This window comes from Crenobacter intestini (genome assembly GCF_004919095.1).
Lineage (GTDB): Bacteria > Pseudomonadota > Gammaproteobacteria > Burkholderiales > Chromobacteriaceae > Craterilacuibacter > Craterilacuibacter intestini.
The window spans coordinates 28,814-52,455 of sequence record NZ_STGJ01000007.1; the positions used below are offsets into that span (position 1 = coordinate 28,814).

24 protein-coding genes are annotated in these 23,642 nt (G+C 65.9%); 18 read left to right on the forward strand and 6 right to left on the reverse strand.

Features of this window, described 5'->3' with window-relative positions:
* Nucleotides 1-44: 44 nt before the first annotated feature.
* The 3 genes from E5K04_RS07350 to E5K04_RS07360 are packed head-to-tail and all read right to left on the reverse strand — an operon-like array spanning nt 45 to nt 2,497.
* On the reverse strand, nt 45-959 hold the full coding sequence (locus E5K04_RS07350; protein ID WP_136552524.1) for a Tim44 domain-containing protein: 915 nt from the start codon (nt 957-959) through the stop codon (nt 45-47).
* Between the two features lie 58 nt (nt 960-1,017).
* A complete protein-coding gene (tsaA, locus tag E5K04_RS07355; RefSeq protein ID WP_136552526.1) occupies nt 1,018-1,707 on the reverse strand; it encodes a tRNA (N6-threonylcarbamoyladenosine(37)-N6)-methyltransferase TrmO in 690 nt (229 codons plus the stop codon).
* Nucleotides 1,708-1,750: 43 nt separating this feature from the next.
* On the reverse strand, nt 1,751-2,497 hold the full coding sequence (locus E5K04_RS07360) for a GNAT family N-acetyltransferase (protein ID WP_136552528.1): 747 nt from the start codon (nt 2,495-2,497) through the stop codon (nt 1,751-1,753).
* Nucleotides 2,498-2,684: 187 nt separating this feature from the next.
* Here E5K04_RS07360 and mnmG point away from each other — a divergent pair, with 187 nt between their 5' ends.
* From mnmG to E5K04_RS07380, 4 genes are read left to right on the forward strand one after another with little or no spacing between them, the layout of a single operon-like run.
* Nucleotides 2,685-4,577, forward strand: a complete 1,893-nt coding sequence (mnmG, locus tag E5K04_RS07365) for a tRNA uridine-5-carboxymethylaminomethyl(34) synthesis enzyme MnmG (RefSeq protein WP_136552530.1) — start codon at nt 2,685-2,687, stop codon at nt 4,575-4,577.
* Nucleotides 4,574-5,200: a 16S rRNA (guanine(527)-N(7))-methyltransferase RsmG gene (rsmG, locus tag E5K04_RS07370; protein ID WP_136552532.1), complete on the forward strand. Its 627-nt coding sequence runs from the start codon at nt 4,574-4,576 to the stop codon at nt 5,198-5,200. The genes mnmG and rsmG overlap by 4 nt, the downstream gene beginning before the upstream one ends.
* Nucleotides 5,197-5,988: a ParA family protein gene (locus tag E5K04_RS07375; RefSeq protein WP_136552534.1), complete on the forward strand. Its 792-nt coding sequence runs from the start codon at nt 5,197-5,199 to the stop codon at nt 5,986-5,988. The genes rsmG and E5K04_RS07375 overlap by 4 nt, the downstream gene beginning before the upstream one ends.
* A 1-nt stretch (nt 5,989) precedes the next feature.
* The gene (locus E5K04_RS07380) at nt 5,990-6,841 is read left to right on the forward strand and encodes a ParB/RepB/Spo0J family partition protein (protein WP_136552536.1); all 852 of its coding nucleotides are present in this window, start codon (nt 5,990-5,992) and stop codon (nt 6,839-6,841) included.
* 46 nt (nt 6,842-6,887) lie between these two features.
* On the opposite strand, the gene E5K04_RS07385 is transcribed toward E5K04_RS07380, so the two are convergent.
* Nucleotides 6,888-7,775 carry a LysR substrate-binding domain-containing protein gene (locus tag E5K04_RS07385; protein ID WP_136552538.1) on the reverse strand — a complete coding sequence of 296 codons (888 nt, stop codon included), beginning with the start codon at nt 7,773-7,775 and terminating at the stop codon, nt 6,888-6,890.
* Between the two features lie 124 nt (nt 7,776-7,899).
* On the opposite strand from E5K04_RS07385, the gene E5K04_RS07390 reads away from it, so the two are divergent.
* The 14 genes from E5K04_RS07390 to glmS all read left to right on the forward strand — a co-directional run bounded on the left by E5K04_RS07390 (nt 7,900) and on the right by glmS (nt 21,620).
* On the forward strand, nt 7,900-8,895 hold the full coding sequence (locus E5K04_RS07390; RefSeq protein WP_205700317.1) for a TDT family transporter: 996 nt from the start codon (nt 7,900-7,902) through the stop codon (nt 8,893-8,895).
* 203 nt (nt 8,896-9,098) lie between these two features.
* A complete protein-coding gene (locus E5K04_RS07395; protein WP_136552540.1) occupies nt 9,099-10,106 on the forward strand; it encodes an ornithine carbamoyltransferase in 1,008 nt (335 codons plus the stop codon).
* A gap of 396 nt (nt 10,107-10,502) precedes the next feature.
* Nucleotides 10,503-10,871: an ATP synthase subunit I gene (locus tag E5K04_RS07400; RefSeq protein WP_136552542.1), complete on the forward strand. Its 369-nt coding sequence runs from the start codon at nt 10,503-10,505 to the stop codon at nt 10,869-10,871.
* Nucleotides 10,872-10,873: 2 nt separating this feature from the next.
* Nucleotides 10,874-11,683: a F0F1 ATP synthase subunit A gene (gene atpB / locus E5K04_RS07405; RefSeq protein ID WP_136552544.1), complete on the forward strand. Its 810-nt coding sequence runs from the start codon at nt 10,874-10,876 to the stop codon at nt 11,681-11,683.
* A gap of 58 nt (nt 11,684-11,741) precedes the next feature.
* Nucleotides 11,742-12,029, forward strand: coding sequence for a F0F1 ATP synthase subunit C (gene atpE, locus E5K04_RS07410; protein ID WP_136552546.1), 288 nt, complete (start codon nt 11,742-11,744; stop codon nt 12,027-12,029).
* Between the two features lie 55 nt (nt 12,030-12,084).
* Nucleotides 12,085-12,555, forward strand: coding sequence for a F0F1 ATP synthase subunit B (locus E5K04_RS07415; protein ID WP_136552548.1), 471 nt, complete (start codon nt 12,085-12,087; stop codon nt 12,553-12,555).
* A gap of 7 nt (nt 12,556-12,562) precedes the next feature.
* Complete coding sequence (locus tag E5K04_RS07420; protein WP_136552550.1) at nt 12,563-13,099, forward strand: F0F1 ATP synthase subunit delta; 537 nt, start codon at nt 12,563-12,565, stop codon at nt 13,097-13,099.
* A gap of 8 nt (nt 13,100-13,107) precedes the next feature.
* Complete coding sequence (gene atpA, locus E5K04_RS07425; RefSeq protein ID WP_136552552.1) at nt 13,108-14,652, forward strand: F0F1 ATP synthase subunit alpha; 1,545 nt, start codon at nt 13,108-13,110, stop codon at nt 14,650-14,652.
* Between the two features lie 36 nt (nt 14,653-14,688).
* A complete protein-coding gene (gene atpG / locus E5K04_RS07430; RefSeq protein WP_136552554.1) occupies nt 14,689-15,555 on the forward strand; it encodes a F0F1 ATP synthase subunit gamma in 867 nt (288 codons plus the stop codon).
* 40 nt (nt 15,556-15,595) lie between these two features.
* Nucleotides 15,596-16,993 (forward strand): F0F1 ATP synthase subunit beta, encoded by a 1,398-nt coding sequence (gene atpD, locus E5K04_RS07435; RefSeq protein WP_136552556.1) that lies wholly within the window; start codon nt 15,596-15,598, stop codon nt 16,991-16,993.
* A gap of 14 nt (nt 16,994-17,007) precedes the next feature.
* Entirely contained in the window at nt 17,008-17,430 is a 423-nt protein-coding gene (locus tag E5K04_RS07440) for a F0F1 ATP synthase subunit epsilon (RefSeq protein ID WP_136552558.1), read from the forward strand.
* An 82-nt stretch (nt 17,431-17,512) separates the two neighbouring features.
* Nucleotides 17,513-18,877, forward strand: coding sequence for a bifunctional UDP-N-acetylglucosamine diphosphorylase/glucosamine-1-phosphate N-acetyltransferase GlmU (glmU, locus tag E5K04_RS07445; protein WP_136552560.1), 1,365 nt, complete (start codon nt 17,513-17,515; stop codon nt 18,875-18,877).
* 124 nt (nt 18,878-19,001) lie between these two features.
* The gene (locus E5K04_RS07450; protein ID WP_136552562.1) at nt 19,002-19,775 is read left to right on the forward strand and encodes a DeoR/GlpR family DNA-binding transcription regulator; all 774 of its coding nucleotides are present in this window, start codon (nt 19,002-19,004) and stop codon (nt 19,773-19,775) included.
* A 15-nt stretch (nt 19,776-19,790) separates the two neighbouring features.
* Nucleotides 19,791-21,620 (forward strand): glutamine--fructose-6-phosphate transaminase (isomerizing), encoded by a 1,830-nt coding sequence (gene glmS / locus E5K04_RS07455; protein WP_136552564.1) that lies wholly within the window; start codon nt 19,791-19,793, stop codon nt 21,618-21,620.
* A 103-nt stretch (nt 21,621-21,723) separates the two neighbouring features.
* Here the strand turns inward: glmS and E5K04_RS07460 are convergent, their stop codons facing one another.
* Nucleotides 21,724-22,635, reverse strand: coding sequence for an aldo/keto reductase (locus E5K04_RS07460; RefSeq protein WP_136552567.1), 912 nt, complete (start codon nt 22,633-22,635; stop codon nt 21,724-21,726).
* Between the two features lie 66 nt (nt 22,636-22,701).
* Complete coding sequence (locus tag E5K04_RS07465; protein WP_168929180.1) at nt 22,702-23,532, reverse strand: formate/nitrite transporter family protein; 831 nt, start codon at nt 23,530-23,532, stop codon at nt 22,702-22,704.
* Nucleotides 23,533-23,642: the final 110 nt, after the last annotated feature.

Sequence of the window (23,642 nt, forward strand, 5' to 3'; positions counted from 1 at the left end):
AACGGGCGCCGTGGCGCCCGTCGGGGAAATGCCTGGGATACCGCTCAGTCCTGCTGGATGCCGGCGAGCAGCCAGCGCGGGCTGTTGCCTTCCTTCACGTAGTGCCAGGTCTCGCTGAACGGCTGCGCGGGCGCGCCGACTTCTTCGCTGACCGTGCCGGTGAAACGCACGCTGGCGATATGGCGTCCGCCTTCGGTTGCCGCGTCGACCACCTGGCAGTCAAGCTGCGGGAAGTCCGCCAGCGTGTGGTTGGCCAGGATCTCGGCGCGGATCTCGGCGAACATCTCCGGCGTCATGTACTTGCTGATCTCGTCGACGTTGTCCGCCGAGTTGAGGCTTTGCAGGTGCATGAAGGTCGCCTTGGCCTGACGCAGGAAGTGCGCGGTCTCGGTGCCGTCCGGCAGGCGCTGGGCGCCGAAGGCCGGTGCGCTGGCTGCAGCGGCGGCGCCGCCGGCGAGGCCGGAGCCGATCTTCGGGATGCCGCCGAACTGGGCCGGAGCCGGCGCGGGCGCCGGTTGCGGGGCCGCGTACGGGCCTGCCGGTTGCGGCACGCGCATGGCAGGGGCGGCCGGGTGCGCGGCGCGGCGGCGGAACAGCATCATGCCGCCGACGAATAGCAGGCCGAGCATGGCCAGCGTGCCCCAAGGCATGCCCGAGCCGCTCTCGCTGGCGCCGGACGACGAGTCGCTCATCGCCGAGCCGAGCATGTAGCCGGCGGCGGCGCCGGCCGCACCGGCGGCGACGGCGGTGCCCAGCCCCGGGCCCTTGCGCGGCTGCTGGGCAGGCGCCATCGGCTGCGCTGGCTGCATCGGTGCCGGCTGTTGATAACTCTGGCTCGGGGTCGAGCGCTTCATGCCGAAACTCTTGCTCTTGCCGAGCTTGGCCGCTTCGGCAAAGGGCGCCGCGAGCAGCGTTGCCAGCGAGAACGCGAGAACGGCTGTCTTCGCGCGAGTAACCATGTGTGTATCTCCTGTGAGGGGGTTGGGCTGTGACCGGCCCGTGTCAGACAAAGTTCGGTCAGAGCGCGACTATTTCAAGCACTTCGGCGCAGCCGTCGGCCACCCGGAAGCGCACGTCGCAGTCGTAGAGGCGTACGCCGTACACGCGGTCCGGATCCTGCTGGTAAGCCGGGCGCGGGTCCTGCGCCAGCACTTCCTCGGCCAGCTGCTCCAGATCCTTCGCGTGTCCGGCGAGGGCGAGCTGCTGCAGCGCCTTGGGCTGCCAGCGCACGGCCAGCCGGGGCGGCGGTCCGTCGACGAAGCCGGCGCGCGCGTCGCTGACCGCCTCGACGAAGGGGATGTAGGGCTTGATGTCGAGCACCGGCGTGCCGTCGACCAGGTCGGCGCCGGAAACATGCAGGCGCACGCCGTTCTCGGTGTCGACCGCGTGCAGGCGCACCAGCGACAGCCCCAGCGGGTTGGGGCGGTGGGTGGCGCGGCTGGCGAACACGCCGACCTTGCGGTTGCCGCCCAGCCGCGGCGGGCGCACCAAGGGCTGCCAGCCGCGTTCGGCGGTCTGGTGGAACACGAACTGCAGCCACAGGTGGGAGAAGGCGTCGAGCCCGCGCACCGCGTCGGGCTGGTCGAAGGGAGGCAGCAACTCGACGGTCTGCCGCGCCGACGGCGCGAGGGACGGCTGGCGCGGCACGCCGAATTTGTCGCGGAACGGCGAGCGAACCAGCGCGACCGGGGTGAAGGTGTAGTCCATCGGCCGATTGTAGTGGCCGCGGCCCGCCCTGCCAAAGCCGGCTTCAGCCGCCGAAATGGCGCAGGTGGCGGCCGGCGAGCCGCTCAAGCGGCAACAGCACAAAGAAGTCGGCGCAGTTGAAGTCGGCGTCCCACGCCGGCTCGCCGCACACCCACGCGCCGGCGCGCAGGTAGCCGCGCAGCAGCGGCGGCATCGGCTGCAGGGCCGGCGGGGTGTGGATGTCGGCCAGCGGCAGCGCGAGGCGCGGGGTCACCCGCCACTCGGCCGGCGACAGGTGGGCCGTCTCGACGCGGCGGTGGACGCTGGCCGCCAGGTGGCCGCCGTCGGCGAGGCCGACGCTGGCGCAGCCGGCCAGGTAGCGTGCGCCATGCCGGCGTGCGTAGTCGGCGAGCGCCCCCCACAGCAGCGCGATCACCGCACCGCCGCGGTAGTCGGCGTGCACGCACGAGCGGCCGACCTCGAGCAGCGCGGGCTTGAGCGCGGCAAGCCGCGACAGGTCGAATTCGTGCTCGCTGTACAGCCTGGGCAGGCGGGCCGCCTGCTGCGGGGGAAGCAGGCGGTAGGTGCCGACGACGAGGCCGTTGTGACGGTCCTCGACGATCAGGTGGTCGCAGCAGGCGTCGTATTCGTCGCGGTCCAGCCCCTCGTGCGCCGAGGGCAGCGCTGCGCCAAGCTCTTCGGCGAACACCGCGTAACGCAGGGCCTGCGCGCGGCGGACGTCGTCGGGGCTGCTGGCAAGGCGTACGCCAAGACGGGTGGCGGGCGTGGCTCGTTGGGCGAGTTGCAGCATCGGTCGGCTCCTGAGGGGGGGATGCCTTGATGCTGCGTGCACAAGTTGACGGCGCGTTTGCAGGACAATGATGTTTTTATGAAGTCGGTACGAGGCCTGTCCGCCATACCCCTGTCAAATCAATGTCTTAGCCCGTGGCGGTGTTTTGGCGTACAATGCCCGGCTTTGCTGGATTTCTGGGTTGAGCATGATCTATCCGACGACTTTCGACGTGATTGTGGTGGGCGGCGGCCACGCCGGTACCGAGGCCGCGCTGGCGGCGGCGCGCATGGGGCAGCAGACGCTGCTCCTGACGCACAATATCGAGACGCTGGGGCAGATGAGCTGCAACCCGTCGATCGGCGGCATCGGCAAGGGCCATCTGGTCAAGGAAGTCGACGCGCTGGGCGGCGCGATGGCGCTGGCGACCGATATCGGCGGCATCCAGTTCCGCACGCTGAACGCGTCGAAGGGGCCGGCGGTGCGCGCGACGCGCGCGCAGGCCGACCGCATCCTCTATAAGGCGGCGATCCGCGACATGCTGGAGAACCAGCCCAACCTCACGCTGTTCCAGCAACCGGTCGACGACCTGCTGCTGGAGGGCGACCGCGTCGCCGGCGCGGTCACCGCGATCGGCGTGGTGTTCCGCGCGCGCACCGTGGTGCTGACCGTCGGTACCTTCCTGTCGGGCAAGATCCACGTCGGCCTGGAAAACTATACCGGTGGGCGCGCCGGCGACGCTGCGGCGACCGTGCTCGGGGCGCGTCTGCGCGAACTCTCGCTGCCGGTCGGCCGCCTGAAGACCGGCACGCCGCCGCGCATCGACGGGCGCTCGATCGACTTTTCCGTGCTCGAAGTGCAGCCGGGCGACACGCCCGAGCCGGTGTTCTCGTTCCGCGGCAACCGCACGATGCACCCGAGGCAGTTGCCTTGCTGGGTCACCCACACCAACTTGCGCACCCACGAAATCATCCGCTCCGGCTTCGACCGCAGCCCGATGTTCACCGGCAAGATCGAGGGCGTAGGCCCGCGCTACTGCCCGTCGATCGAGGACAAGATCAACCGCTTCGCCGACAAGGACAGCCACCAGATCTTCCTCGAGCCGGAAGGGCTGACCACGCACGAGATCTACCCGAACGGGGTGTCGACCTCGCTGCCGTTCGACATCCAGCTGGCCGCGCTGCGCTCGATGAAGGGGCTGGAGAACGTGCACATCCTGCGCCCCGGCTACGCGATCGAGTACGACTACTTCGACCCGCGCGGCCTGAAGTCGACCTTCGAGAGCAAGGCGATCGCCGGCCTGTTCTTCGCCGGGCAGATCAACGGCACCACCGGCTACGAGGAGGCCGCCGCGCAGGGCCTGCTCGCCGGCCTGAACGCTGCGCTTTACAGCCGTGACCAAGAGGGCTGGTGCCCGCGCCGCGACGAGGCGTACCTCGGCGTGATGGCCGACGACCTGGTGACCAAGGGCGTGGCCGAGCCCTACCGCATGTTCACCAGCCGCGCCGAATACCGGCTGCAGTTGCGCGAGGACAACGCCGACCTGCGCCTGACCGAGACGGGGCGCAAGCTCGGCCTGGTCGGCGACGCGCAATGGGACGCGTATTGCCGCAAGCGCGACGCGGTCGAGGCGGAAAAACAACGCCTGGCGGCGACCTATATCCACCCGGCCAGGCTGCCGGCCGGCGAGGCCGAGCGGGTGACCGGTCAGGCGCTGGCCCGCGAATACAGCCTGCTCGAACTGTTGCGCCGCCCCGGCGTCGACTACGCGGCGCTGATGACGCTGGAGGGCGCGGGCGAGGGCCTGCCGGCGGGCGAAGTTGCCGAGCAGGTTGAAATTCAGGTCAAATACCAGGGCTATATCGACCGCCAGAACGAAGAGCTGGCGCGCCAGGACAGGCTGGACGACATCCGGCTGCCGGAGGGTCTGGACTTCACGCAGGTGTCCGGCCTGTCCAAGGAAGTGCAACAGAAACTGACGCAGCAGCAGCCCGAGACGCTGGGCCAGGCTTCGCGCATCCAGGGGGTGACGCCGGCCGCAGTGGCGCTGCTGATGGTCTACCTCAAACGCGGCCTGGGCCAGACGAAGAAAGACGCATGACACATTCCGAAGAACTGCGGCGCGGGGTCGCCGCGCTGGGCCTGGCGCTGGACGAAGCGCAGCTTGACAAGCTGGCCGGCTACCTGGCCCTGCTCGGCAAGTGGAACCACACCTACAACCTGACCGCGGTGCGCGACGAAGCGCGCATGGTCAGCCATCACCTGCTCGACAGCCTGACGCTGGTGCCTTACCTCGAGGGGCATCACCGCCTGCTCGACGTCGGCTCGGGCGGCGGCATGCCGGGCATCCCGGCGGCGATCGCGCGCCCCGACCTGTCGGTGGTGCTGCTCGACGCCAACAGCAAGAAGACGAGCTTCCTGCGCCAGGCGGCGATCGAACTGGGCCTCACCAACGTCGAGGTGGTGACCAGCCGCGTCGAGGCGTACCAGCCGGAACAGAAGTTCGACCTGATCACCAGCCGTGCGTTTTCCGAGCTGGCCGACTTCGTGCGCCTGACGCCGCACCTGTTGGCCGACGGCGGCCAGTGGCTGGCGATGAAGGGTGTCTGGCCGTACGAGGAGATCGCCCAGTTGCCCGCCGGTGTCGAGGTGGTCGAGGTGCTGCCGCTGGCGGTGCCCGGCCTCGAGGCCGAGCGGCATCTGGTCAGGATCGCGCAGCGATGAGCGCGCGCGTCATCGCCATCGCCAACCAGAAGGGCGGCGTCGGCAAGACCACCACTGCAGTCAACCTGGCCACCGGGCTCGCCCAGCTCGGGCGGCGGGTGCTGCTGGTCGACCTCGACCCGCAGGCCAACGCGACCATGGGCAGCGGCATCCAGAAGAGCGGCCTCAAGCACACGGTCTACCAGGTGCTGCTCGGCGACGAGGAACTCGCCGAGGTGCGCCAGCGCTCGCACGAGGGCGGCTACGACGTGCTGCCGGCGACGCGCGACCTGGGCGGTGCCGAGGTCGAGCTGGTGCAGGAGCTGGCGCGCGAGGCGCGGCTGAAGAACGCGATCGCGCAGGTCGAGGACGAGTACGACTACGTGCTGATCGACAGCCCGCCGTCGCTGACCCTGCTCACGCTGAACGGGCTGGTCGCCGCGCAGGGCGTGCTGATCCCGATGGTGTGCGAGTACTACGCGCTCGAAGGCCTGTCCGACCTGGTGACCACGCTGCGCAAGGTGCGCACCGCGGTCAACCCGAAGATCGAGATCCTTGGCCTGGTGCGCACCATGTTCGACGCGCGCAGCAACCTGTCGCAGCAGGTGTCCGCCCAGCTGGCGGCGCACTTCGGCGACAAGGTGTTCAACACGGTGATCCCGCGCAATGTCCGTCTGGCCGAGGCGCCCAGCCACGGGCTGCCCGGCGTCGTCTACGACCCCTCTTCGCGCGGTGCGCAGGCCTACCAGGCGCTGGCGGCCGAGCTGGTCGCCCGTCTCGAAGGCGCGGCCGCCACGGAAGTACGCTGATATGAAAAAACTGAAAGGACTGGGGCGCGGCCTGGACGCACTGCTGGCCAACGCCGACCCGGCCGATGACCGTCTGCTGACGCTGCCGGTGACCAGCATCCGTCCCGGACGCTACCAGCCGCGCGCCCATATGGACGAGACCGCCCTCGATGAGCTGGCGGCGTCGATCCGCGTGCAGGGCGTGATCCAGCCGGTGGTGGTGCGCGAGCTTGGCCTCGGCGACTACGAGCTGATCGCCGGCGAGCGGCGCTGGCGCGCCAGCCAGCGCGCGGGGCTTGCCGAGATCCCGGCCGTCGTGCGCAGCGTGCCCGACGAGGCGGCAATGGCGATGGCGCTGATCGAGAACATCCAGCGCCAGGAGCTCGACCCGATCGAGGAGGCCAGGGGCCTCGCCCGCCTGATCAAGGAATTCGGGCTGACCCACGACGCGGCCGCGAACGCGGTCGGCCGCTCGCGCAGCGCGGTGTCCAACCTGCTCAGGCTGCTGCAGTTGCCGGAATCGGTGCAGCACCTGCTGCACGTGCGGCAGCTGGAGATGGGCCACGCCCGCGCGCTGCTCGCGCTGCCGGCGCCGGCGCAGGTGGAGTTCGCCCAGCTCTCCGTCGCCAACGGCTGGTCGGTGCGCGAAGTCGAGCGCCGCATCCAGCAACTGGCGGACACCGTGGCGCCTGCCGCGCCGCAGCGCAAGGGCGCTGACCCCGACGTCGCCAGGCTGTGCGAGACGCTGTCCGAGCGCCTCGGCGCCAAGGTCGCGATCCGTCCGGGCAAGGGCGGTTGCGGCAAGATGACTATCGAGTACTCGTCGCTCGACGAGCTGGACGGGATCATCGGCCGCCTGCAGCGCGGCGAGTAAGCCCCCCGCCCACCGCGCCTCGCCTGCCGGCAGGCGCGGTTTCTTTTCAGGCCTTGCCGCTTAACCAGGCCAGCACCTCGGCCGCCCTGGGCGCGAGGTAGCGGCTGGCCAGGCGCACCACCGTCAGCGGGCGGCTGAGCCTGGGCGGCAGCGAGAGCCTGAGCAGTTCGCCATCATCCACCCGCTCCCGCACCGCCAGCGCCGAAACCAGCGCGCAGCCCAGCCCGGCGCCGACCGCGTGCACGATCGCCTCGCTGGTGTTGAAGGTCAGTGTGGCCGGCGTCTCGCCCAGCAGCGGCAGCACGAGCTGCTCGAACTGCACCCGGCTGCTGGAGCCCGGCTCGCGGATGATCCAGCGCTGCTTGCCCAGCGCCGCCCAGCCTGCGTCCTCCCCCTGTGGCCACGTCCAGTCGCGTGGCGCGACCACCCATAATTCGTCCTCCTGCCACGGGGTGGCTGTCAGCCCCTGATCCAGCACCTCGCCCTCGATCAGCGCCAGGTCGAGCTCGTAGCGTTGCAGCTGGGCGCATAGCGTCTGGCTGTTGTGGATCTCGGCTTCGACGTGTACGTCCGGAAAGCGGGTCATCAGCTCGGCGACCAGCCGCGGCAGCAGGTAGTTGCCGATGGTGTCGCTGGCGCCTAGGCGCAGCCGAGTCGGCAGCGCGTCCGCCCGGGCAAACTGCTGCTCGATCTGCAGCGCGCGGGTCAGCAATTCGTCCGCCAGCGGCAGCAGCGTCTCGCCGCAAGCGTTCAGGCGCAGCCGGTAGCCGCTGCGGTCGAACAGCGTGGCGCCCAGTTGGCGCTCCAGCTCCTGCAGGGACTGGCTGAGTGCCGCGCGGCTCAAGCCCTGCTCTTCGGCGGCGGGCGCGAGCGAGCCCAGGCGAGCGACGGCGAGGAAGGCCTGCAATTGGCGCAGGGTCAGGTGAGTTGTCAATTTAATCTTTACGCTATGTAAAAAACATCCATATTTTATTTATTTTTGGCCGGTCGTACAGTGTGTGCATCGAACAGCGCGCGGCAGGCATCCGACGGATGTCCCGCTTTTCAAGGAGCTCAGCATGCATACGACGCTGCATCAACCGGTTTCTCTGGCGGACAACACCCGTTGGCACGACTGCCTGTGTGCCATCCCGACGCCGATGGGCGGCCTGGCGCTGGGCATCGCCAGCCTGGGCTGGTGCTGGGAGAACTTCATGCCCGCCGGTGGGCTGTTCCAGCTGGCCGGTGCCGGCATTGCCAGCGTGCTGTTGCTGTCGCTGCTCCTCAAGTTTATCCACGCGCCGCAACTGCTGCGCCAGGACCTGGCACACCCGGTGGTCGGCAGTGTGGTACCGACCATGGCGATGGCGCTGATGGTCGTCTCCAAGGCGATTTCGCTGTTCTCGCTGCCGCTGGCGCTGACGGTCTGGTTGTCGGCCATCGCGCTGCATCTGGTGTTCCTGGCGAGTTTCGTCTGGCACCGTGCCCGCGACTTCAGTCTGCACCATATGGTACCCAGCTGGTTCGTGCCGCCGGTCGGCATCATCGTCGCCGCGGTCAGCTTCCCGGGCGGTTCGCTGTTGTGGCTAGCGCAGGCGCTGATCGCCTTTGGCCTCGGCTGCTACCTGTTGATGCTGCCGGTGATGATCTACCGACTGGTGTTTGCCAGCGAAGTGCCCGACCAGGCCAAGCCCACGCTGGCCATCCTGGCCGCGCCGGCCAGCCTGGGCCTCGCCGGTTACCTGACCGTGGTGCATCAACCTTCGTTCCTGCTGGTGGGGCTGCTCGCCGGGATCGCGGTGCTGATGACCAGCGTGATCTATCTCTTCTTCCTGCGCCTGCTGCGCCTGCCGTTTTCGCCCGCCTACGCGGCCTTTACCTTCCCGCTGGTGATCGGCGCGACTGCACTCTACAAGCTGGCTGTCCAGTTGGGTGCGTGGGGGCTGGGTGCCGAGTATGTGGCGCAGGTGCACGCGCTGGCCGATTTCGAATTGCTGGTCGCCGCGCTGGTGGTGGGTTTTGTCAGCTGGAAGTACCTGCGTCATTACCTGATCTCGCATCTGGTGCGGCACTGAGCGGGCGGGTCGGGTGGCAGTCGTAAAACTGGCTGCTATAAAGCAATTAGTAAATAACTGAATGCAAATATTGAGTCGTCTACGGCGTGTTGGAGGAGAAGTTTTCCTTGGCCGCACGTCGGGAAACGGATGACTCGCTGGTGGGGCTTGGTCGCTCGCCTTTGGCGGGTGCAACTGGAAGTTTTATCTCAAGGAGCGTCAAAATGGCTTTCAACCTGAAAAACCGTCATTTTCTGAAAGAGCTGGACTTCACCCAACGCGAGCTGAAATACCTGCTCGACCTGGCGCGCGACCTGAAGCGTGCCAAGTACGCCGGTAACGAAGTGCAGCGTCTGGTCGGCAAGAACGTCGCGCTGATCTTCGAGAAGACTTCGACCCGCACCCGCTGCTCGTTCGAAGTGGCTGCCCATGACCAGGGCGCGCATGTCACCTACATCGACCCGACCAGCTCGCAACTGGGCCACAAGGAGAGCATCGCCGACACCGCCCGTGTGCTCAGCCGCTTCTACGACGGCATCGAGTTCCGCGGTTTCGCGCAGGAAGACGTCGAGGAACTGGCCAAGTACTCGAGCGTGCCGGTCTTCAACGGCCTGACCGACGCCTGGCACCCGACGCAGATGCTGTGCGACGTGATGACCATGACCGAGAACTGCGACAAGCCGATGGCCCAGATCGCCTACGCTTACGTCGGTGACGCCCACAACAATATGGGCCACTCGCTGATGGTGATCGGCTGCCTGATGGGCATGGACGTGCGCATCGCCGGGCCGAAGGGGCTGGAGCCGGACGCAGACCTCGTCAAGCAATGCCAGGCAATCGCCAAGCAGACCGGCGCGCGCCTGATGGTGACCAACGATCCGAAAGCCGCGGTCAAGGGTGCCGACTTCATCCACACCGACGTATGGGTGTCGATGGGCGAGCCGATGGAACGCTGGGGCGAGCGTATCGCGCTGCTCAAGCCGTTCCGCGTCGACGCAGCGCTGATGGCTGCCTCCGGCAACCCGCACATCAAGCTGATGCACTGCCTGCCGGCGTTCCACAACTCGAACACCAAGGTCGGCAAGCAGATCGCCGCGCAGTACCCGGAATTCGCCAACGGCATCGAAGTGACCGACGACGTGTTCGAAAGCCCGGCCAGCCTGGCCTTCGAACAGGCGGAAAACCGCATGCACACCATCAAGGCGATCATGGTTGCCACCATGGGTAGCTGATCTTCCCGCTTGAAGCGTCGCCCGTGGACATGGGCGACAGACGGGCGTCCCGCATCCGGTGCGGGACGCCTCTTTGCCTTCCCGAAGGGGTTGGGCGGCTTGGCAGAAGAGGGTGCTTGGGCTGCCTGCTTGATGCACACCCGTAGCAAGGAGGGCAGGGCAGGCTCAGGCCGCAAGAAGGCGTCGCGGTGGGCATGCTCGTGCGCGGACAGGCTGTTGCGCCTGTGATGACTGTCGAATATCAGGAGCATGTTGGGCGGAGCGGTACAGGTCGCAGAGGGTAGCGCCGACGCGGCAAGATCGGGCATGCTGCGGCGCGTCTATATAAGCCGTCATTTGTTGACGTCATTTTGATGCGGTGCCTATAATCGTGCGATTTTTCAGACGATGTGCACTATGGTCAGGCCGGAAATAAAGCGCGTCGTGTGGTTGCAGTGCAAGCTGACGGCGGTGGCCGTCGCCGTGGCGGCGGTATGGTCGTCCGGTGATTTTCCCGCCATGGTTTCCGCCCTGATGGGCGGGTTGACGGCAATCTTGCCGGCATTGCTCTACATCCGGGTCGCGTACGCCGTAGGTCGTGCGTCCCCTGCAGTACTGATGAAGGCGCACTACAAGGCTGAAGCGGCTAAGTTCTCGCTCACCCTATTGATATTTGTAGTCGTCCTTCTGTTTTTCAAGGATTTATCGGTGGCGGCCTACTTCTCCAGCTACGCGCTGGCGGTGCTCGCCTACTGGTTTGGGCTTCTAATCAAAACCGAGAAATAGCGATGGCAGGCAACGCAACTGATTACATCAAGCACCACCTGACGTTCTGGAAGTCTTCGCACGAGGGTTTCTGGTCGTTCCATATCGATACCTTCACCGTCTCGCTGATTCTGGGTTTCATCTTCGTCGGCGTGTTCGCGATGGTCGCGCGCAACGCGAAGCTGGAAAACCCGGGGCGCCTGCAACTGTTTGTCGAGGCCATCATCGAGATGGTCAACACCCAGGTGAAGGAAATCTTCCACGCAGAGAGCAAGGTGCTGGCCCCGCTGGCGCTGACCATCTTCTGCTGGGTGTTCCTGATGAACTTCATGGACCTGCTGCCGGTGGACCTGATCCCGATGGCCGCGCAGTGGATCGGCTACACCTTCTTCGGCGCCGACCCGCACCATGTCTACTTCCGTGTCGTGCCGTCCGCCGACGTCAACGCGACCTTCGCGATGTCGATCTCGGTGATGTTCTGCATCATCGGCTTCTCGATCAAGGCCAAGGGCCTGGGCGGCTGGGGCAAGGAGCTGCTGACCGCGCCGTTCCACGCGCACAGCCCGGTGCTGGTCGCCATCCTCGCTCCGGTGAACTTCGCGTTCCAGATGGTCGAGCTGGTCGCCAAGCCGATTTCGCTGTCGCTTCGTTTGTTCGGCAACATGTACGCCGGCGAACTGATCTTCATCCTGATCGCACTGCTGCCGTGGGGCGCGCAGTGGATCCTCGGCGCGCCGTGGGCGATCTTCCACATCCTGGTGATCACCCTGCAGGCCTTCGTGTTCATGATGCTGACCATCGTGTACATGAGCCTCGCGGTCGAGAAGCACTAAACCGATTTTTCAAACCGTTTCACCAACCATCCTTGTATTAGCTTCAGGAGATATCCAAATGGAAAAACTTGCTCTGATTTCCCAGATCCAGTCGATGACCGTTCTGGCCGCTGCTCTGATCATCGGTCTGGGTGCCATCGGCACCGCTCTGGGCTTCGCCATCCTCGGCGGCAAGTTCCTCGAGTCCTCCGCTCGCCAGCCGGAAATGATCCCGGTTCTGCAGACCAAGCTGTTCATCATCGCCGGTCTGCTTGACGCGATCTCCATGATCGGCGTGGGTGTTGCGATGCTGTACACCTTCAACAACCCGTTCCTGGCTGCTGCTCTGGCCGCCCTGGGCGCTTAATCCCTGATTCGGGATTGTTGGTTGTTGTAAGTCACTCATCTGGAGGAAAACAAGCGTGGAATTCAACGCAACACTACTGGGTCAGGCGATCACCTTCGCCATCCTGGTGTGGTTCACCATGAAGTTTGTTTGGCCTCCGCTTACCAACATGATGGATGAGCGTGCCAAGCGCATCGCAGATGGCTTGGCTGCCGCCGAACGTGGCAAGCAGGATCTCGAGGCTGCCGAGCAGCGCGTTGCGGACGAAATCCGCAAGGCGAAGCAGCAGTCGACCGAGATCATGCTGGCTGCCGAAAAACGTGCCAACCAGATCGTGGAAGAAGCCAAGGACGCAGCGCGCATTGAAGGCGCGAAGCTCGTGGCCGACGCCAAAGCCGAAATCGAGCAGGAAACCCTGCGCGCGAAGGAGACCCTGCGCGAGCAGGTAGCCGTCCTCGCCGTCGCTGGCGCGGAGAAGATCCTGCGCCGCGAGATCGATTCGGCCAAGAACGCCGATCTGCTGGCCTCCATCAAAGCGGAGTTGTAATCAGCTCATGGCAGAACTTACTACCGTAGCAAGGCCCTATGCCGAAGCGGTATACAGCCTCGCCAGTGAACAGAAGTCCACGGACCGTTGGTCCGAGGCGCTGTCCTGGCTGGCTGCCATGGTGAAAACCCCGGGCGTCGCCGATACGCTGACCGACCCGAAACATACCGCTCAAGAGGTTGAGGCGCTGCTGCTGGACGTGCTGGGTGAGCGCGGCTCCGAGGAAGTGAAGAACTTCCTCGCTGCCCTCATCGAGAACGGACGCCTGCTGTTGCTGCCGGAAATTGCCAATCAGTTTGAACTCCTGAAGGCCGAAGCCGAGGGGGTACTCGAGGCCGTGGCCGAGAGCGCCTTCCCGCTGGACGACGCGCAGAAGTCCGAACTCACCCAGACGCTTTCCAGGAAGTACGGCAAGACCGTACGCCTTGACGTGCGTGTGGACCCCGACCTGATCGGCGGTGTCCGGGTGTTGATCGGCGATGACGTCATCGACGCTTCCGTTCGCGGCAAACTGCACGCAATGGCGGCAAGCCTCAAGAATTAGGAGAGATCATGCAGTTGAACCCCTCTGAAATCAGCGATCTGATCAAGGCCAAGATCCAGAACCTGGCTGAAGGCGCTGAAGCCCGTACCATGGGTACGGTGATTTCCGTGACCGACGGTATCGTTCGCATCCATGGCCTGAAGGACGTGATGCAGGGCGAAATGCTCGAATTCCCGGGCAACACCTTCGGCCTCGCCATGAACCTGGAGCGCGACTCGGTCGGCGCCGTGGTGCTGGGCGAGTACGAGCACATCTCCGAAGGCGACGAAGTCAAGTGCACCGGTCGCATTCTGGAAGTGCCGGTCGGTCCGGAACTGGTCGGCCGCGTGGTCGACGCGCTGGGCCGTCCGATCGACGGCAAGGGCCCGATCGCTGCCCAGCAGTTCTCGCCGATCGAAAAGATCGCCCCGGGCGTGATCGCACGTCAGTCGGTGTCGCAGCCGATGCAGACCGGCCTGAAGTCGATCGACTCCATGGTGCCGATCGGTCGTGGCCAGCGTGAGCTGATCATTGGCGACCGCCAGACCGGTAAGACCGCCGTCGCCCTCGACGCCATCGTCAACCAGAAGGGCACCGGCGTCATCTGTATCTACGTCGCCATCGGCCAGAAGGCTTCGTCGATCGCCAACGTGGTGCGCAAGCTCGAAGAGCACGGCGCGATGGGGCACACCATCATCGTCGCGGCGACCGCTTCCGAAGCGGCTGCGCTGCAGTACATCGCACCGTACTCCGGCTGCGCGATGGGCGAATACTTCCGCGACCGCGGCGAAGACTCGCTGATCGTGTACGACGACCTGTCCAAGCAGGCTGTCGCCTACCGCCAGATATCGCTGCTGCTGCGCCGCCCGCCGGGCCGCGAAGCCTACCCGGGCGACGTGTTCTACCTGCACTCCCGTCTCCTGGAGCGGGCATCGCGCATCAACGAAGACGAAGTGGCCAAGCTGACCGATGGCAAGGTGACCGGCAAGACCGGTTCGCTGACCGCGCTGCCGATCATCGAGACCCAGGCCGGCGACGTATCCGCGTTCGTTCCGACCAACGTGATCTCGATTACCGACGGCCAGATCTTCCTGGAAACCGACCTGTTCAACTCGGGCATCCGTCCGGCCATCAACGCCGGTATCTCGGTGTCCCGCGTCGGCGGTGCCGCGCAGACCAAGGTGATCAAGAAGCTCGGCGGTGGTATCCGTCTGGCGCTGGCCCAGTACCGTGAACTGGCTGCGTTCGCGCAGTTCGCGTCCGACCTCGACGAAGCGACCCGCAAGCAGCTGGCGCACGGTGAAGTCGTGACCGAGCTGATGAAGCAGAAACAGTTCTCCACCCTGTCGGTCGCCGAAATGGCGCTGACCCTGTGGGCGGTGAACAAGGGCTGCTACGAGGACGTCCCGGTGAAGAAGGCATTGGCCTTCGAAGCGAGCTTCCTGGCTTACGTGCGCGCCAACCATGCCGAACTGCTGAAGGAAGTCGACGCCAAGGGCGACCTGTCGGGCGACAACGAGCAGATACTGGTCAAGGCGATGGAATCGTTCAAGGCCGGCTACAGCTTTAACTGAGCCTTTCGCTAACGCTGTTTAAAGAAAGGTTCAGATATGGCAGTCGGCAAAGAGATTCTCACCAAGATCCGAAGCGTGCAGAACACGCAGAAGATCACCCGCGCGATGCAGATGGTGTCGACCTCGAAGATGCGCAAATCGCAGGAACGCATGCGTGCTGCGCGTCCTTATGCCGAAAAGGTGCGTGCGGTGATGGCGCACCTTGCCCAGGCCAATACTGACCTGGAGCACCCCCTGCTTGCGAAGCGCGATCAGGTTCGTCGCGCTGGCATTATCCTGATCACCTCGGACAAGGGTCTGTGCGGCGGCTTGAACGTGAACACGCTCAAGCGCTTCTACGCCAAGGTGAAGGAACTGAACGAGGCGGGCGCAGAAGTTGACGTCTGCGCACTCGGTCAGAAGGGCCTCGCGGCCTGCCAGCGTGCGCGCCAGAACGTGGTGTCGAGCGCGGTCCAGCTGGGCGATACGCCCCGCATGGAAAAACTGATCGGTCCGCTGACGGTGCTGTTCAAGAAGTACGCCGAGGGCGAACTGGACGCTATCTACCTCATCTACCCGCGCTTCATCAACACGATGAAGCAGGAGCCGGCGCTAGAGCAGTTGTTGCCGCTGACGCCGGAACTGATGGTGGTCGACCACTCGCACTCGTGGGATTACCTGTACGAGCCGAGCGCGGTCGACGTGATGGAGTTCCTGGTGCGCCGCTACATCGAGTCGGTGGTCTACCAGGCTGCGACCGAGACTTCGGCGTCCGAGCAGGCCGCGCGGATGGTGGCGATGAAGGCAGCGACCGACAACGCCGGTAACGCGATCAAGCAGCTGCGCCTTGTGTACAACAAGTCGCGCCAGGCTGCGATCACGACCGAGTTGTCGGAAATCGTCGCCGGTGCCGCCGCCGTCTAAGTGGCGCGTCCGTAAAAGTTTACTGAGTTTAGGAACGATAATGAGCCAAGGCAAAATCGTACAAATCATTGGCGCGGTGATCGACGCGGAGTTTCCGCGCGACGCCATGCCAAAGGTTTATGATGCCCTCAAGCTGGTCGACGTTGACCTGACGCTCGAAGTCCAGCAGCAGCTGGGCGACGGCGTGGTCCGTTGTATCGCCATGGGCAGCTCGGATGGTCTGAAGCGCGGCATGGCAGTGGCCAACACCGGCGCACCGATCTCGGTGCCGGTCGGCAAGGCAACCCTGGGCCGCATCATGGACGTGCTGGGCAACCCGGTGGACGAAGCCGGTGCGGTCGGTACCGACGCGCGTCGCGCCATCCACCAGAGCGCCCCGAAGTTCGACGAACTGTCGGCCGCCACCGAGCTGCTGGAAACCGGCATCAAGGTGATCGACCTGCTGTGCCCGTTCGCCAAGGGCGGTAAGGTCGGCCTGTTCGGCGGTGCCGGTGTCGGCAAGACCGTGAACATGATGGAGCTGATCAACAACATCGCCAAGGCGCACTCGGGTCTGTCCGTGTTCGCCGGCGTGGGTGAGCGTACCCGTGAGGGCAACGACTTCTACCACGAGATGAAGGACTCCAACGTCCTCGACAAGGTGGCGATGGTGTACGGCCAGATGAACGAGCCGCCGGGCAACCGCCTGCGCGTCGCGCTGACCGGCCTGACCATGGCCGAGCACTTCCGCGACGAGAAGGACGAGAACGGCAAGGGCCGTGACGTGCTGTTCTTCGTGGACAACATCTACCGTTACACCCTGGCCGGTACCGAAGTGTCCGCGCTGCTGGGCCGTATGCCGTCCGCAGTGGGTTACCAGCCGACGCTGGCCGAGGAAATGGGCCGTCTGCAGGAACGCATCACCTCCACCCGTACCGGCTCGATCACCTCGATCCAGGCCGTGTACGTACCGGCGGATGACTTGACCGACCCGTCCCCGGCGACCACCTTCGCGCACCTTGACGCGACCGTCGTGCTTTCGCGTGACATCGCTTCGCTGGGTATCTACCCGGCGGTGGACCCGCTCGACTCGACTTCCCGCCAGCTGGACCCGCTGGTCGTCGGCGACGAGCACTACACCGTGGCGCGCGGCGTGCAGACTACGCTGCAGAAGTACAAGGAACTGCGCGACATCATCGCGATCCTGGGCATGGACGAACTGTCTGAAGAAGACAAGCTCGTCGTGTACCGCGCGCGTAAGATCCAGCGTTTCCTGTCGCAGCCGTTCCACGTGGCCGAGGTGTTTACCGGTTCTCCGGGCAAGTACGTGCCGCTCAAGGAAACCATCAAGGGCTTCAAGGCCATTCTCTCGGGTGAATACGACCATCTGCCGGAACAAGCGTTCTATATGGTAGGTGGCATCGAAGAAGCCGCAGAAAAAGCCAAGACCCTTAACTGATAAGGAGACGGCTTATGGCACTGATGCAGGTGGAAGTGGTCAGCTCGGAAGCGCTGATCTACTCGGGCGAGGCGGAGTTCCTGGTGGCTCCGGCCGCCGAGGGCGAAGTCGGTATCTACCCGCGCCACGTACCGCTGCTGACGCGTATCAAGCCGGGTGTGCTGCGCCTGACGGCGCCGGGCAGCAAGGAAGAAGTGCTGGTTGCGGTGTCCGGCGGCATGATGGAAGTGCAGCCGACGCTGGTGACCGTGCTGGCCGACACCGCAATCCGCGGTGCCGACCTTGACGAGGCGCGTGCGAACGAGGCGAAGCGGGTGGCCGAAGAGGCGATCCGCAAGTCCGGCGACGACCGCGACACGGCGAAGGCACAGGCGGCTCTGGCCGTCGCCATCGCCGAGCTCAAGGCGCTCGACTACCTGAAGCGGCGTACCCGCTAAGGTTGCGCACCTGAATGGTGTATATTCGGGGCTGCCACGCAAGTGGCAGCCTTTTCTCGTTTTTACGGATTCTGTTTACCTCATGAACCCTCTGAGCGTCGTCATCCTCGCTGCCGGCAAGGGCAAGCGCATGTATTCCCGTCTCCCAAAGGTGCTGCACAAGATCGGTGGATCGCCGATGCTCGCGCGGGTGATCGCCACCGCGCGCACGCTGTCGCCGTCGCGCCTGGTCGTCGTCTACGGCCACGGCGGCGAGAGGGTGCGCGAGACGGTGCGTGACGCGGACCTCGCCTGGGCGCTGCAGGCCGAGCAGCTGGGTACCGGCCACGCGCTGAAGATGGCGCTGCCCGAACTGCCCGACAGCGGCCACACGCTGGTGCTGTACGGCGACGTGCCACTGACCCTGAGCGGGACGCTCTCCGAGCTGGTCGCGCTGGCCGGTGACGAGGTGGCCTTGCTCACCGACGAGCTGGCCAACCCGTCCGGCTACGGCCGCATCGTGCGCGGCGCCGACGGCGCGATCGAGGCGATCGTCGAAGACAAGGACTGCTCCGAGGCCCAGCGTTCGATCCGCGAAATCAACACCGGCATGCTGGTGCTGCCGACCGCGCGCCTTGCCGCTTGGCTGGATGAACTGAAGAACGCCAACGCGCAGGGCGAGTACTACCTGACCGACGTGATCGCGCTGGCGCGCCGCGACGGCGTGCGCGTGCACGGCATGAAGGTCGCCGACAGCTGGCAGGCCGCCGGCGTCAACAACAAGGTGCAGCTGGCCGAGCTCGAGCGCGTGCTGCAGCGCACGCAGGCCGAGGCGCTGCTCACCAACGGCGTCACGCTGGCCGACCCGGCACGCATCGACATCCGCGGCACGCTTACGCACGGCCAGGACGTGCAGATCGACGTCGGCTGCGTGTTCGAAGGCGTGGTCGAGCTGGGCGAGGGCGTCGAAGTCGGCGCCTACTGCGTGTTGAAAAACGTGAAGGTCGCCGCCGGCACCCGCATCGCGCCTTACTCGCACCTGGAAGACGCGGTGGTCGGCGAAGCCTGCCGCATCGGCCCGTACGCGCGCTTGCGCCCGGGTGCTGAGCTCGCCGCGCACGTGCATATCGGCAACTTCGTCGAGGTGAAGAAGAGCAAGGTCGGCGAGGGCTCCAAGGTCAACCACCTCACGTATATCGGCGATGCCGAGATCGGCGCGCGCGTCAACGTCGGCGCGGGTTCGGTCACCTGCAACTACGACGGCGTGAACAAGTTCCGCACGGTGATCGCCGACGACGTGTTCGTCGGCTCCGGCACCATGATGGTGGCGCCGGTGACGCTGGAGGCGGGCGCGACCATCGGAGCGGGCTCGGTGATCAGCAAGGACGCGCCGGCCGGCGCGCTGACGCTCTCCCGCGTACGGCAAACCACCATCGCCGGCTGGCGCCGCCCGCAGAAGAAGGACTGAGCCAGCGCCTTCCGCCTCAACGCCCTGCCGCCCAGCAGGGCGTTTTGCATTGGGCGGCGGCCGCGCCTTGCCGCAGGCATGTTGCACTGCTATAGTCCGACAACTTTCGAAACGAAAGATAAAGGTGACCAAACGAAACACCCAGCAGCGCCGGCACGCGATCGTCGCGCTGGTGCAGGAGCAGGGCGAAGTCAGCGTCGACGCGCTGACCCGCCGCTTCGACACCTCGGAAGTGACCATCCGCAAGGATCTCGCGCTGTTGGAGACCGGCGGCCTGCTGCTGCGCCGCTACGGCGGCGCGGTCGCGCTGCCGGCCGAGATGGTCGGTACCGACGGTGCCGGCGTTTCGGAACGAAAGCTCGCCATCGCGCGCGCCGCCGCGGCGCGCATCCGCGACCATAACCGCATCATCGTCGACAGCGGCACCACCACCCGCGCGATGATCCCGCTGTTGGGGCAGAAGCGGGGGCTGGTGGTGATGACCAACGCGCTGAACGTCGCCGCGGCCTTGCGCGAACTGGAAAACGAGCCGACGCTGTTGATGACCGGCGGCACCTGGGACCCGCATTCGGAGTCTTTCCAGGGGCAGATCGCCGAACAGGTGCTGCGCTCGTATGATTTCGACCAGCTGTTCATCGGCGCCGACGGCGTTGACTTGGAGCGCGGCACCACCACCTTCAACGAGCTGGTCGGGCTATCCAGGGTGATGGCCGGCGTCGCGCGCGAAGTGGTGGTGATGGTCGAGTCGGACAAGATCGGCCGGCGCATTCCTAACCTGGAATTGCCCTGGACGAGCATTCATACGCTGGTGACCGACGACGCGCTGCCGCCGTCGGCCCGTGAATCGATCCGTGCGCACGGGGTCACGCTGGTCGTGGCCGGCGCGGACGGCAACTAGTCAGGAGAGAAGCCTATGTGTGGGATCGTGGGGGCGATTGCCCGTCGCAATGTGGTGCCGGTACTGGTCGACGGCCTCAAGCGCCTCGAATACCGCGGTTACGACTCGGCGGGCGTCGCCGTGCTCGCCGGCGACGAGATCCGCCGCGTGCGCCGCGTCGGCCGCGTCGCCGAGATGGAGAACGCCGCGCACACCGAACAGCTGGACGGCACGCTCGGCATCGGCCACACCCGCTGGGCGACGCACGGCGGCGTGACCGAGCCGAACGCGCACCCGCATGTGTCGAACGGGCTGATCGCCGTCGTGCACAACGGCATCATCGAGAACCACGAGGCCAAGCGCGCCGAACTGAAGGCTGCTGGCTACGTGTTCACCTCGCAGACCGACACCGAAGTGATCGCGCACCTGGTCGAACACCACTACCGCGCGGGCCACGACCTGTACGCGGCGGTGAAGAAGGCGGTGCGCGAGCTGACCGGCGCCTACGCGATCGGCGTGATTGCGCGCGACCGCCCCGACGAGCTGGTGTGCGCGCGCATGGGCTGCCCGCTGCTGGTCGGCCTGGGCGACGGCGAGAACTTCATCGCCTCCGACGTCTCGGCGGTGATCGCGGCGACCCGCCGTGTGGTGTTTCTGGAAGAGGGCGACGTTGGCCTGCTCACCCGTGACGACGTGACCATCACCGATCAGGGCGGCGTCGTGGTCGAGCGTCCGGTGCATGTATCCGACGTGTCGCTGGCGTCGCTCGAACTCGGGCCCTACAGCCACTTCATGCAGAAGGAAATCCACGAGCAGCCCAAGGCGATCGCCGACACGCTGGAGGCGCTGGTCGACGCCGGCTTCCAGATGCACCTGTTCGGCCACAAGGCCGGCGAGATCCTGCCGCATGTACGCGGGGTGAAGATACTCGCCTGCGGCACCAGCTACTACGCCGGCCTGACCGCGCGCTACTGGATCGAGGCGATGTCGGGGCTGCCGTGCGACGTCGAGATCGCCAGCGAGTACCGCTACCGCGCCGCCTGCGCCGACCCCGAGCACCTGGTGGTCACCATCTCGCAGTCCGGCGAGACGCTGGACACCATGGAGGCGCTCAAATACGCGCGCGAACTCGGGCACCGTTGGGCGCTGTCGATCTGCAACGTGCGCGAGAGCGCGATCCCGCGCGCGTCCGACCTGGTGTTTTTCACCCGTGCCGGCGCCGAGATCGGCGTCGCCTCGACCAAGGCGTTCACCACCCAGCTGGTCGCGCTGTTTGCGCTCTCCGTACTGCTGGGCAAGCAGCGCGGGCGCATCGGCGCGGCCGATGAGGCGCGACTGATCGACGAATTGCGCCACCTGCCTGGCTCGATCCAGCACGCGCTGAACCTGGAACCGCAGATCAAGGCGTGGAGCGAGCGCTTCGCCGCCAAGAACGACGCACTGTTCCTCGGCCGTGGCCTGCACTACCCGATCGCGCTGGAAGGCGCGCTCAAGCTCAAGGAAATCTCCTACATCCACGCCGAGGCGTACCCGGCGGGCGAGCTCAAGCACGGCCCGCTGGCGCTGGTCGACGAGAAGATGCCGGTGGTGGTGATCGCGCCGAACGACAGCCTGCTGGAGAAGGTGAAGTCGAACATGCAGGAAGTCGCCGCTCGCGGTGGCGAGCTGTTCGTGTTCGCCGACCTCGACAGCCACTTCGAGGAAAGCGACGGCGTGCACGTGATCCGCACGCCGCGCCACGTAGGCGTGCTCTCGCCCATCGTCCACGCAATCCCGGTGCAGCTGTTGGCCTATCATGTCGCGCTCGCGCGCGGCACCGACGTCGACAAGCCGCGCAACCTCGCCAAGAGCGTGACCGTCGAGTAAGCCGTTGCGGGCCACAGGTATGGCGCCGTGACAACGCGCCGCCGCCTGGGGGCTTCGGCTGGCGGATGAGGGAAGGGCCTGCCTGTCGGCAGGCCCTTTTCGTTCAGGGAACCGGCTGGCCTTCGGCCAGTTCGTAGAGCTCGAACCAGGTTTGCCTGTCCAGTGCCACCTGCAGCGCCTCACCGAGGGTGTGGATGCGTTCGACGCGGTTGCTGCCGGTGACAGGCAGGATGCCCGCCGGGTGATGCAGCAGCCAGGCGAGGGCGACGGCGGAAGGGCTGACGTCGTGAAGGGCGGCGAGTTCCGCCAGCTTGGGCGCAAGGCGCGCGGCGGCTGTGCCCGCCTGCCTTGCCTCGCCGTACAGGCGGCCGCCGCCCAGCGCAGACCACGCCATGACCGGCATGCGGTGTTGCTGGGCGTGGGCAAGCTGGCCGTTGCAAAGCGGCGCGGTGTGCAGCAGGCTCAGTTCGATCTGGTTAGTCTGTAGCCGGTGGTGCATGCGGGACTGCAATAGGTCCACGTCCCACGGCATGAAGTTGGAGACGCCCACCCCGCGCACCTTGCCCGCATCGATCAGCGCGTCCAGACAGCGCCCCAGCGCGTCCGCGTCGCATAGCGGGTTCGGCCGGTGGATCAGCAGCAGGTCGAGTACCGGCACGTCCAGATGCTTGAGCGAGCGCTCCACGCTGGCCGTCACATGCGCGCTCGAGGTGTCGTAGTATTTGACGCGGGTGGTAGGCCATTGCCCGGACTTGAGCATGATGTCGGTCTTGGTGACGACCTGAATTTGCTCGCGCAGCGCCGGCCGTGCCCTGATCGCCTCGCCGAACAGCGCCTCGCAGCGATAGTCGCCGTAGATGTCGGCGTGGTCGAAGGTGGTGATGCCCTGGCTCAGGCAGGCGTCGATCAGCGCGAGGACGCCGTCAGGCGTGTGGTCGGGCGCTTCGTTGAGCCGCCAGCAGCCATAGACGATGCGGCTAACATTCAGGTCGTTGGCAAGGGTGATGCGTTGCATGGACTCTCTCTAAAAAAAGTGGGGCACCCGTGGGCGCCCCGAATTCGTTTGACGGCGCTCGACCGTTTACTGGCTCTCTTCACACAGGCGCTGCATGGCGGAGGGGGCCGTCTGCGGCGCGTCGCTCAGGGTGTGGCGCTCGAGCAGCCAGGCCGGTAGCGCGACGCCCAGCATGCCGCCGACGATATTGCCGAGTGTCGCAGGGACCATGTTATGCACGATGTCGGCGAATGGCAGCGCGTCCGGCGCGTGCGCCCATACCAGACTGAACAGCGCCATATTGGCGATGCAGTGCTCGAAACCCGAGAAGAAGAACACGAACACCAGCAGCATGATCAGCATGATCTTGGCAGCCTCGTTTTCCAGCTTCATCGGCAGCCAGACCGCTAGGCAGATGATCCAGTTGCACAGCACGGCCTTCCAGAAAATCTTCATGGCCGGTGCCCCGGTCTTGACGGCGACGAGCTGGCTCGCCACGTGACTGTCCGGGTAGTCGCCAAGGCCGCCGGCCTGCATCCAGACGAGGGTGAACAGCAGGATGCCCGCCAGGTTGCCAAGGTAGACGCAGCCCCAGCTCAGCGCCGCTTCCGCCGTGCTCGCGCGTCCGCTGAGGCGCGCCAGCGTCAGGTACATCACGTTGCTGGTGAACAGTTCGCTCTTGGAGACGATGATGGCGACCAGCGCGGTGCCGAAGAAGGCGGAATAGGCGACGGCGTAGTAGGGCGAGCTGCTTTGCAGCAGCAGTTGCGCGAGGCGCATGCTCGCCGACAGGACGACGGCGATCAGCGTGCCTGCTAGCATGGCCGACAGGAAGTAGCGGGCGGGGGCTTCGAGCAGGGTGTCACGCTTGGCGCGGGTCTGCCCGATCAGGTAGTCGAATGAGTAGCTGTTGCTCATGGCTTTCACAGGGAGGAGGGCTGGCGCGTGCGGGCGTCTGCCGTTGCCCGGTACGTGGCGGGCACCGCCGGCGCGCTGCATGAAAAAGGGCCCGGCACTTGGCTCCGGGC

What these genes read in the sequence shown, in the direction of transcription:
- glmU (WP_136552560.1), top strand. Translation starts at nt 17,513, where the DNA reads ATGAACCCTCTGAGCGTCGTCATCCTCGCTGCCGGCAAGGGCAAGCGC.
- E5K04_RS07420 (WP_136552550.1), top strand. Translation starts at nt 12,563, where the DNA reads ATGGCAGAACTTACTACCGTAGCAAGGCCCTATGCCGAAGCGGTATAC.
- E5K04_RS07400 (WP_136552542.1), top strand. Translation starts at nt 10,503, where the DNA reads ATGGTCAGGCCGGAAATAAAGCGCGTCGTGTGGTTGCAGTGCAAGCTG.
- glmS (WP_136552564.1), top strand. Translation starts at nt 19,791, where the DNA reads ATGTGTGGGATCGTGGGGGCGATTGCCCGTCGCAATGTGGTGCCGGTA.
- atpG (WP_136552554.1), top strand. Translation starts at nt 14,689, where the DNA reads ATGGCAGTCGGCAAAGAGATTCTCACCAAGATCCGAAGCGTGCAGAAC.
- E5K04_RS07375 (WP_136552534.1), top strand. Translation starts at nt 5,197, where the DNA reads ATGAGCGCGCGCGTCATCGCCATCGCCAACCAGAAGGGCGGCGTCGGC.
- atpE (WP_136552546.1), top strand. Translation starts at nt 11,742, where the DNA reads ATGGAAAAACTTGCTCTGATTTCCCAGATCCAGTCGATGACCGTTCTG.
- E5K04_RS07360 (WP_136552528.1), bottom strand. Translation starts at nt 2,497, where the DNA reads ATGCTGCAACTCGCCCAACGAGCCACGCCCGCCACCCGTCTTGGCGTA.
- E5K04_RS07465 (WP_168929180.1), bottom strand. Translation starts at nt 23,532, where the DNA reads ATGAGCAACAGCTACTCATTCGACTACCTGATCGGGCAGACCCGCGCC.
- atpB (WP_136552544.1), top strand. Translation starts at nt 10,874, where the DNA reads ATGGCAGGCAACGCAACTGATTACATCAAGCACCACCTGACGTTCTGG.
- E5K04_RS07440 (WP_136552558.1), top strand. Translation starts at nt 17,008, where the DNA reads ATGGCACTGATGCAGGTGGAAGTGGTCAGCTCGGAAGCGCTGATCTAC.
- mnmG (WP_136552530.1), top strand. Translation starts at nt 2,685, where the DNA reads ATGATCTATCCGACGACTTTCGACGTGATTGTGGTGGGCGGCGGCCAC.
- E5K04_RS07390 (WP_205700317.1), top strand. Translation starts at nt 7,900, where the DNA reads ATGCATACGACGCTGCATCAACCGGTTTCTCTGGCGGACAACACCCGT.
- E5K04_RS07380 (WP_136552536.1), top strand. Translation starts at nt 5,990, where the DNA reads ATGAAAAAACTGAAAGGACTGGGGCGCGGCCTGGACGCACTGCTGGCC.
- rsmG (WP_136552532.1), top strand. Translation starts at nt 4,574, where the DNA reads ATGACACATTCCGAAGAACTGCGGCGCGGGGTCGCCGCGCTGGGCCTG.
- tsaA (WP_136552526.1), bottom strand. Translation starts at nt 1,707, where the DNA reads ATGGACTACACCTTCACCCCGGTCGCGCTGGTTCGCTCGCCGTTCCGC.
- E5K04_RS07350 (WP_136552524.1), bottom strand. Translation starts at nt 959, where the DNA reads ATGGTTACTCGCGCGAAGACAGCCGTTCTCGCGTTCTCGCTGGCAACG.
- E5K04_RS07395 (WP_136552540.1), top strand. Translation starts at nt 9,099, where the DNA reads ATGGCTTTCAACCTGAAAAACCGTCATTTTCTGAAAGAGCTGGACTTC.
- atpA (WP_136552552.1), top strand. Translation starts at nt 13,108, where the DNA reads ATGCAGTTGAACCCCTCTGAAATCAGCGATCTGATCAAGGCCAAGATC.
- atpD (WP_136552556.1), top strand. Translation starts at nt 15,596, where the DNA reads ATGAGCCAAGGCAAAATCGTACAAATCATTGGCGCGGTGATCGACGCG.
- E5K04_RS07460 (WP_136552567.1), bottom strand. Translation starts at nt 22,635, where the DNA reads ATGCAACGCATCACCCTTGCCAACGACCTGAATGTTAGCCGCATCGTC.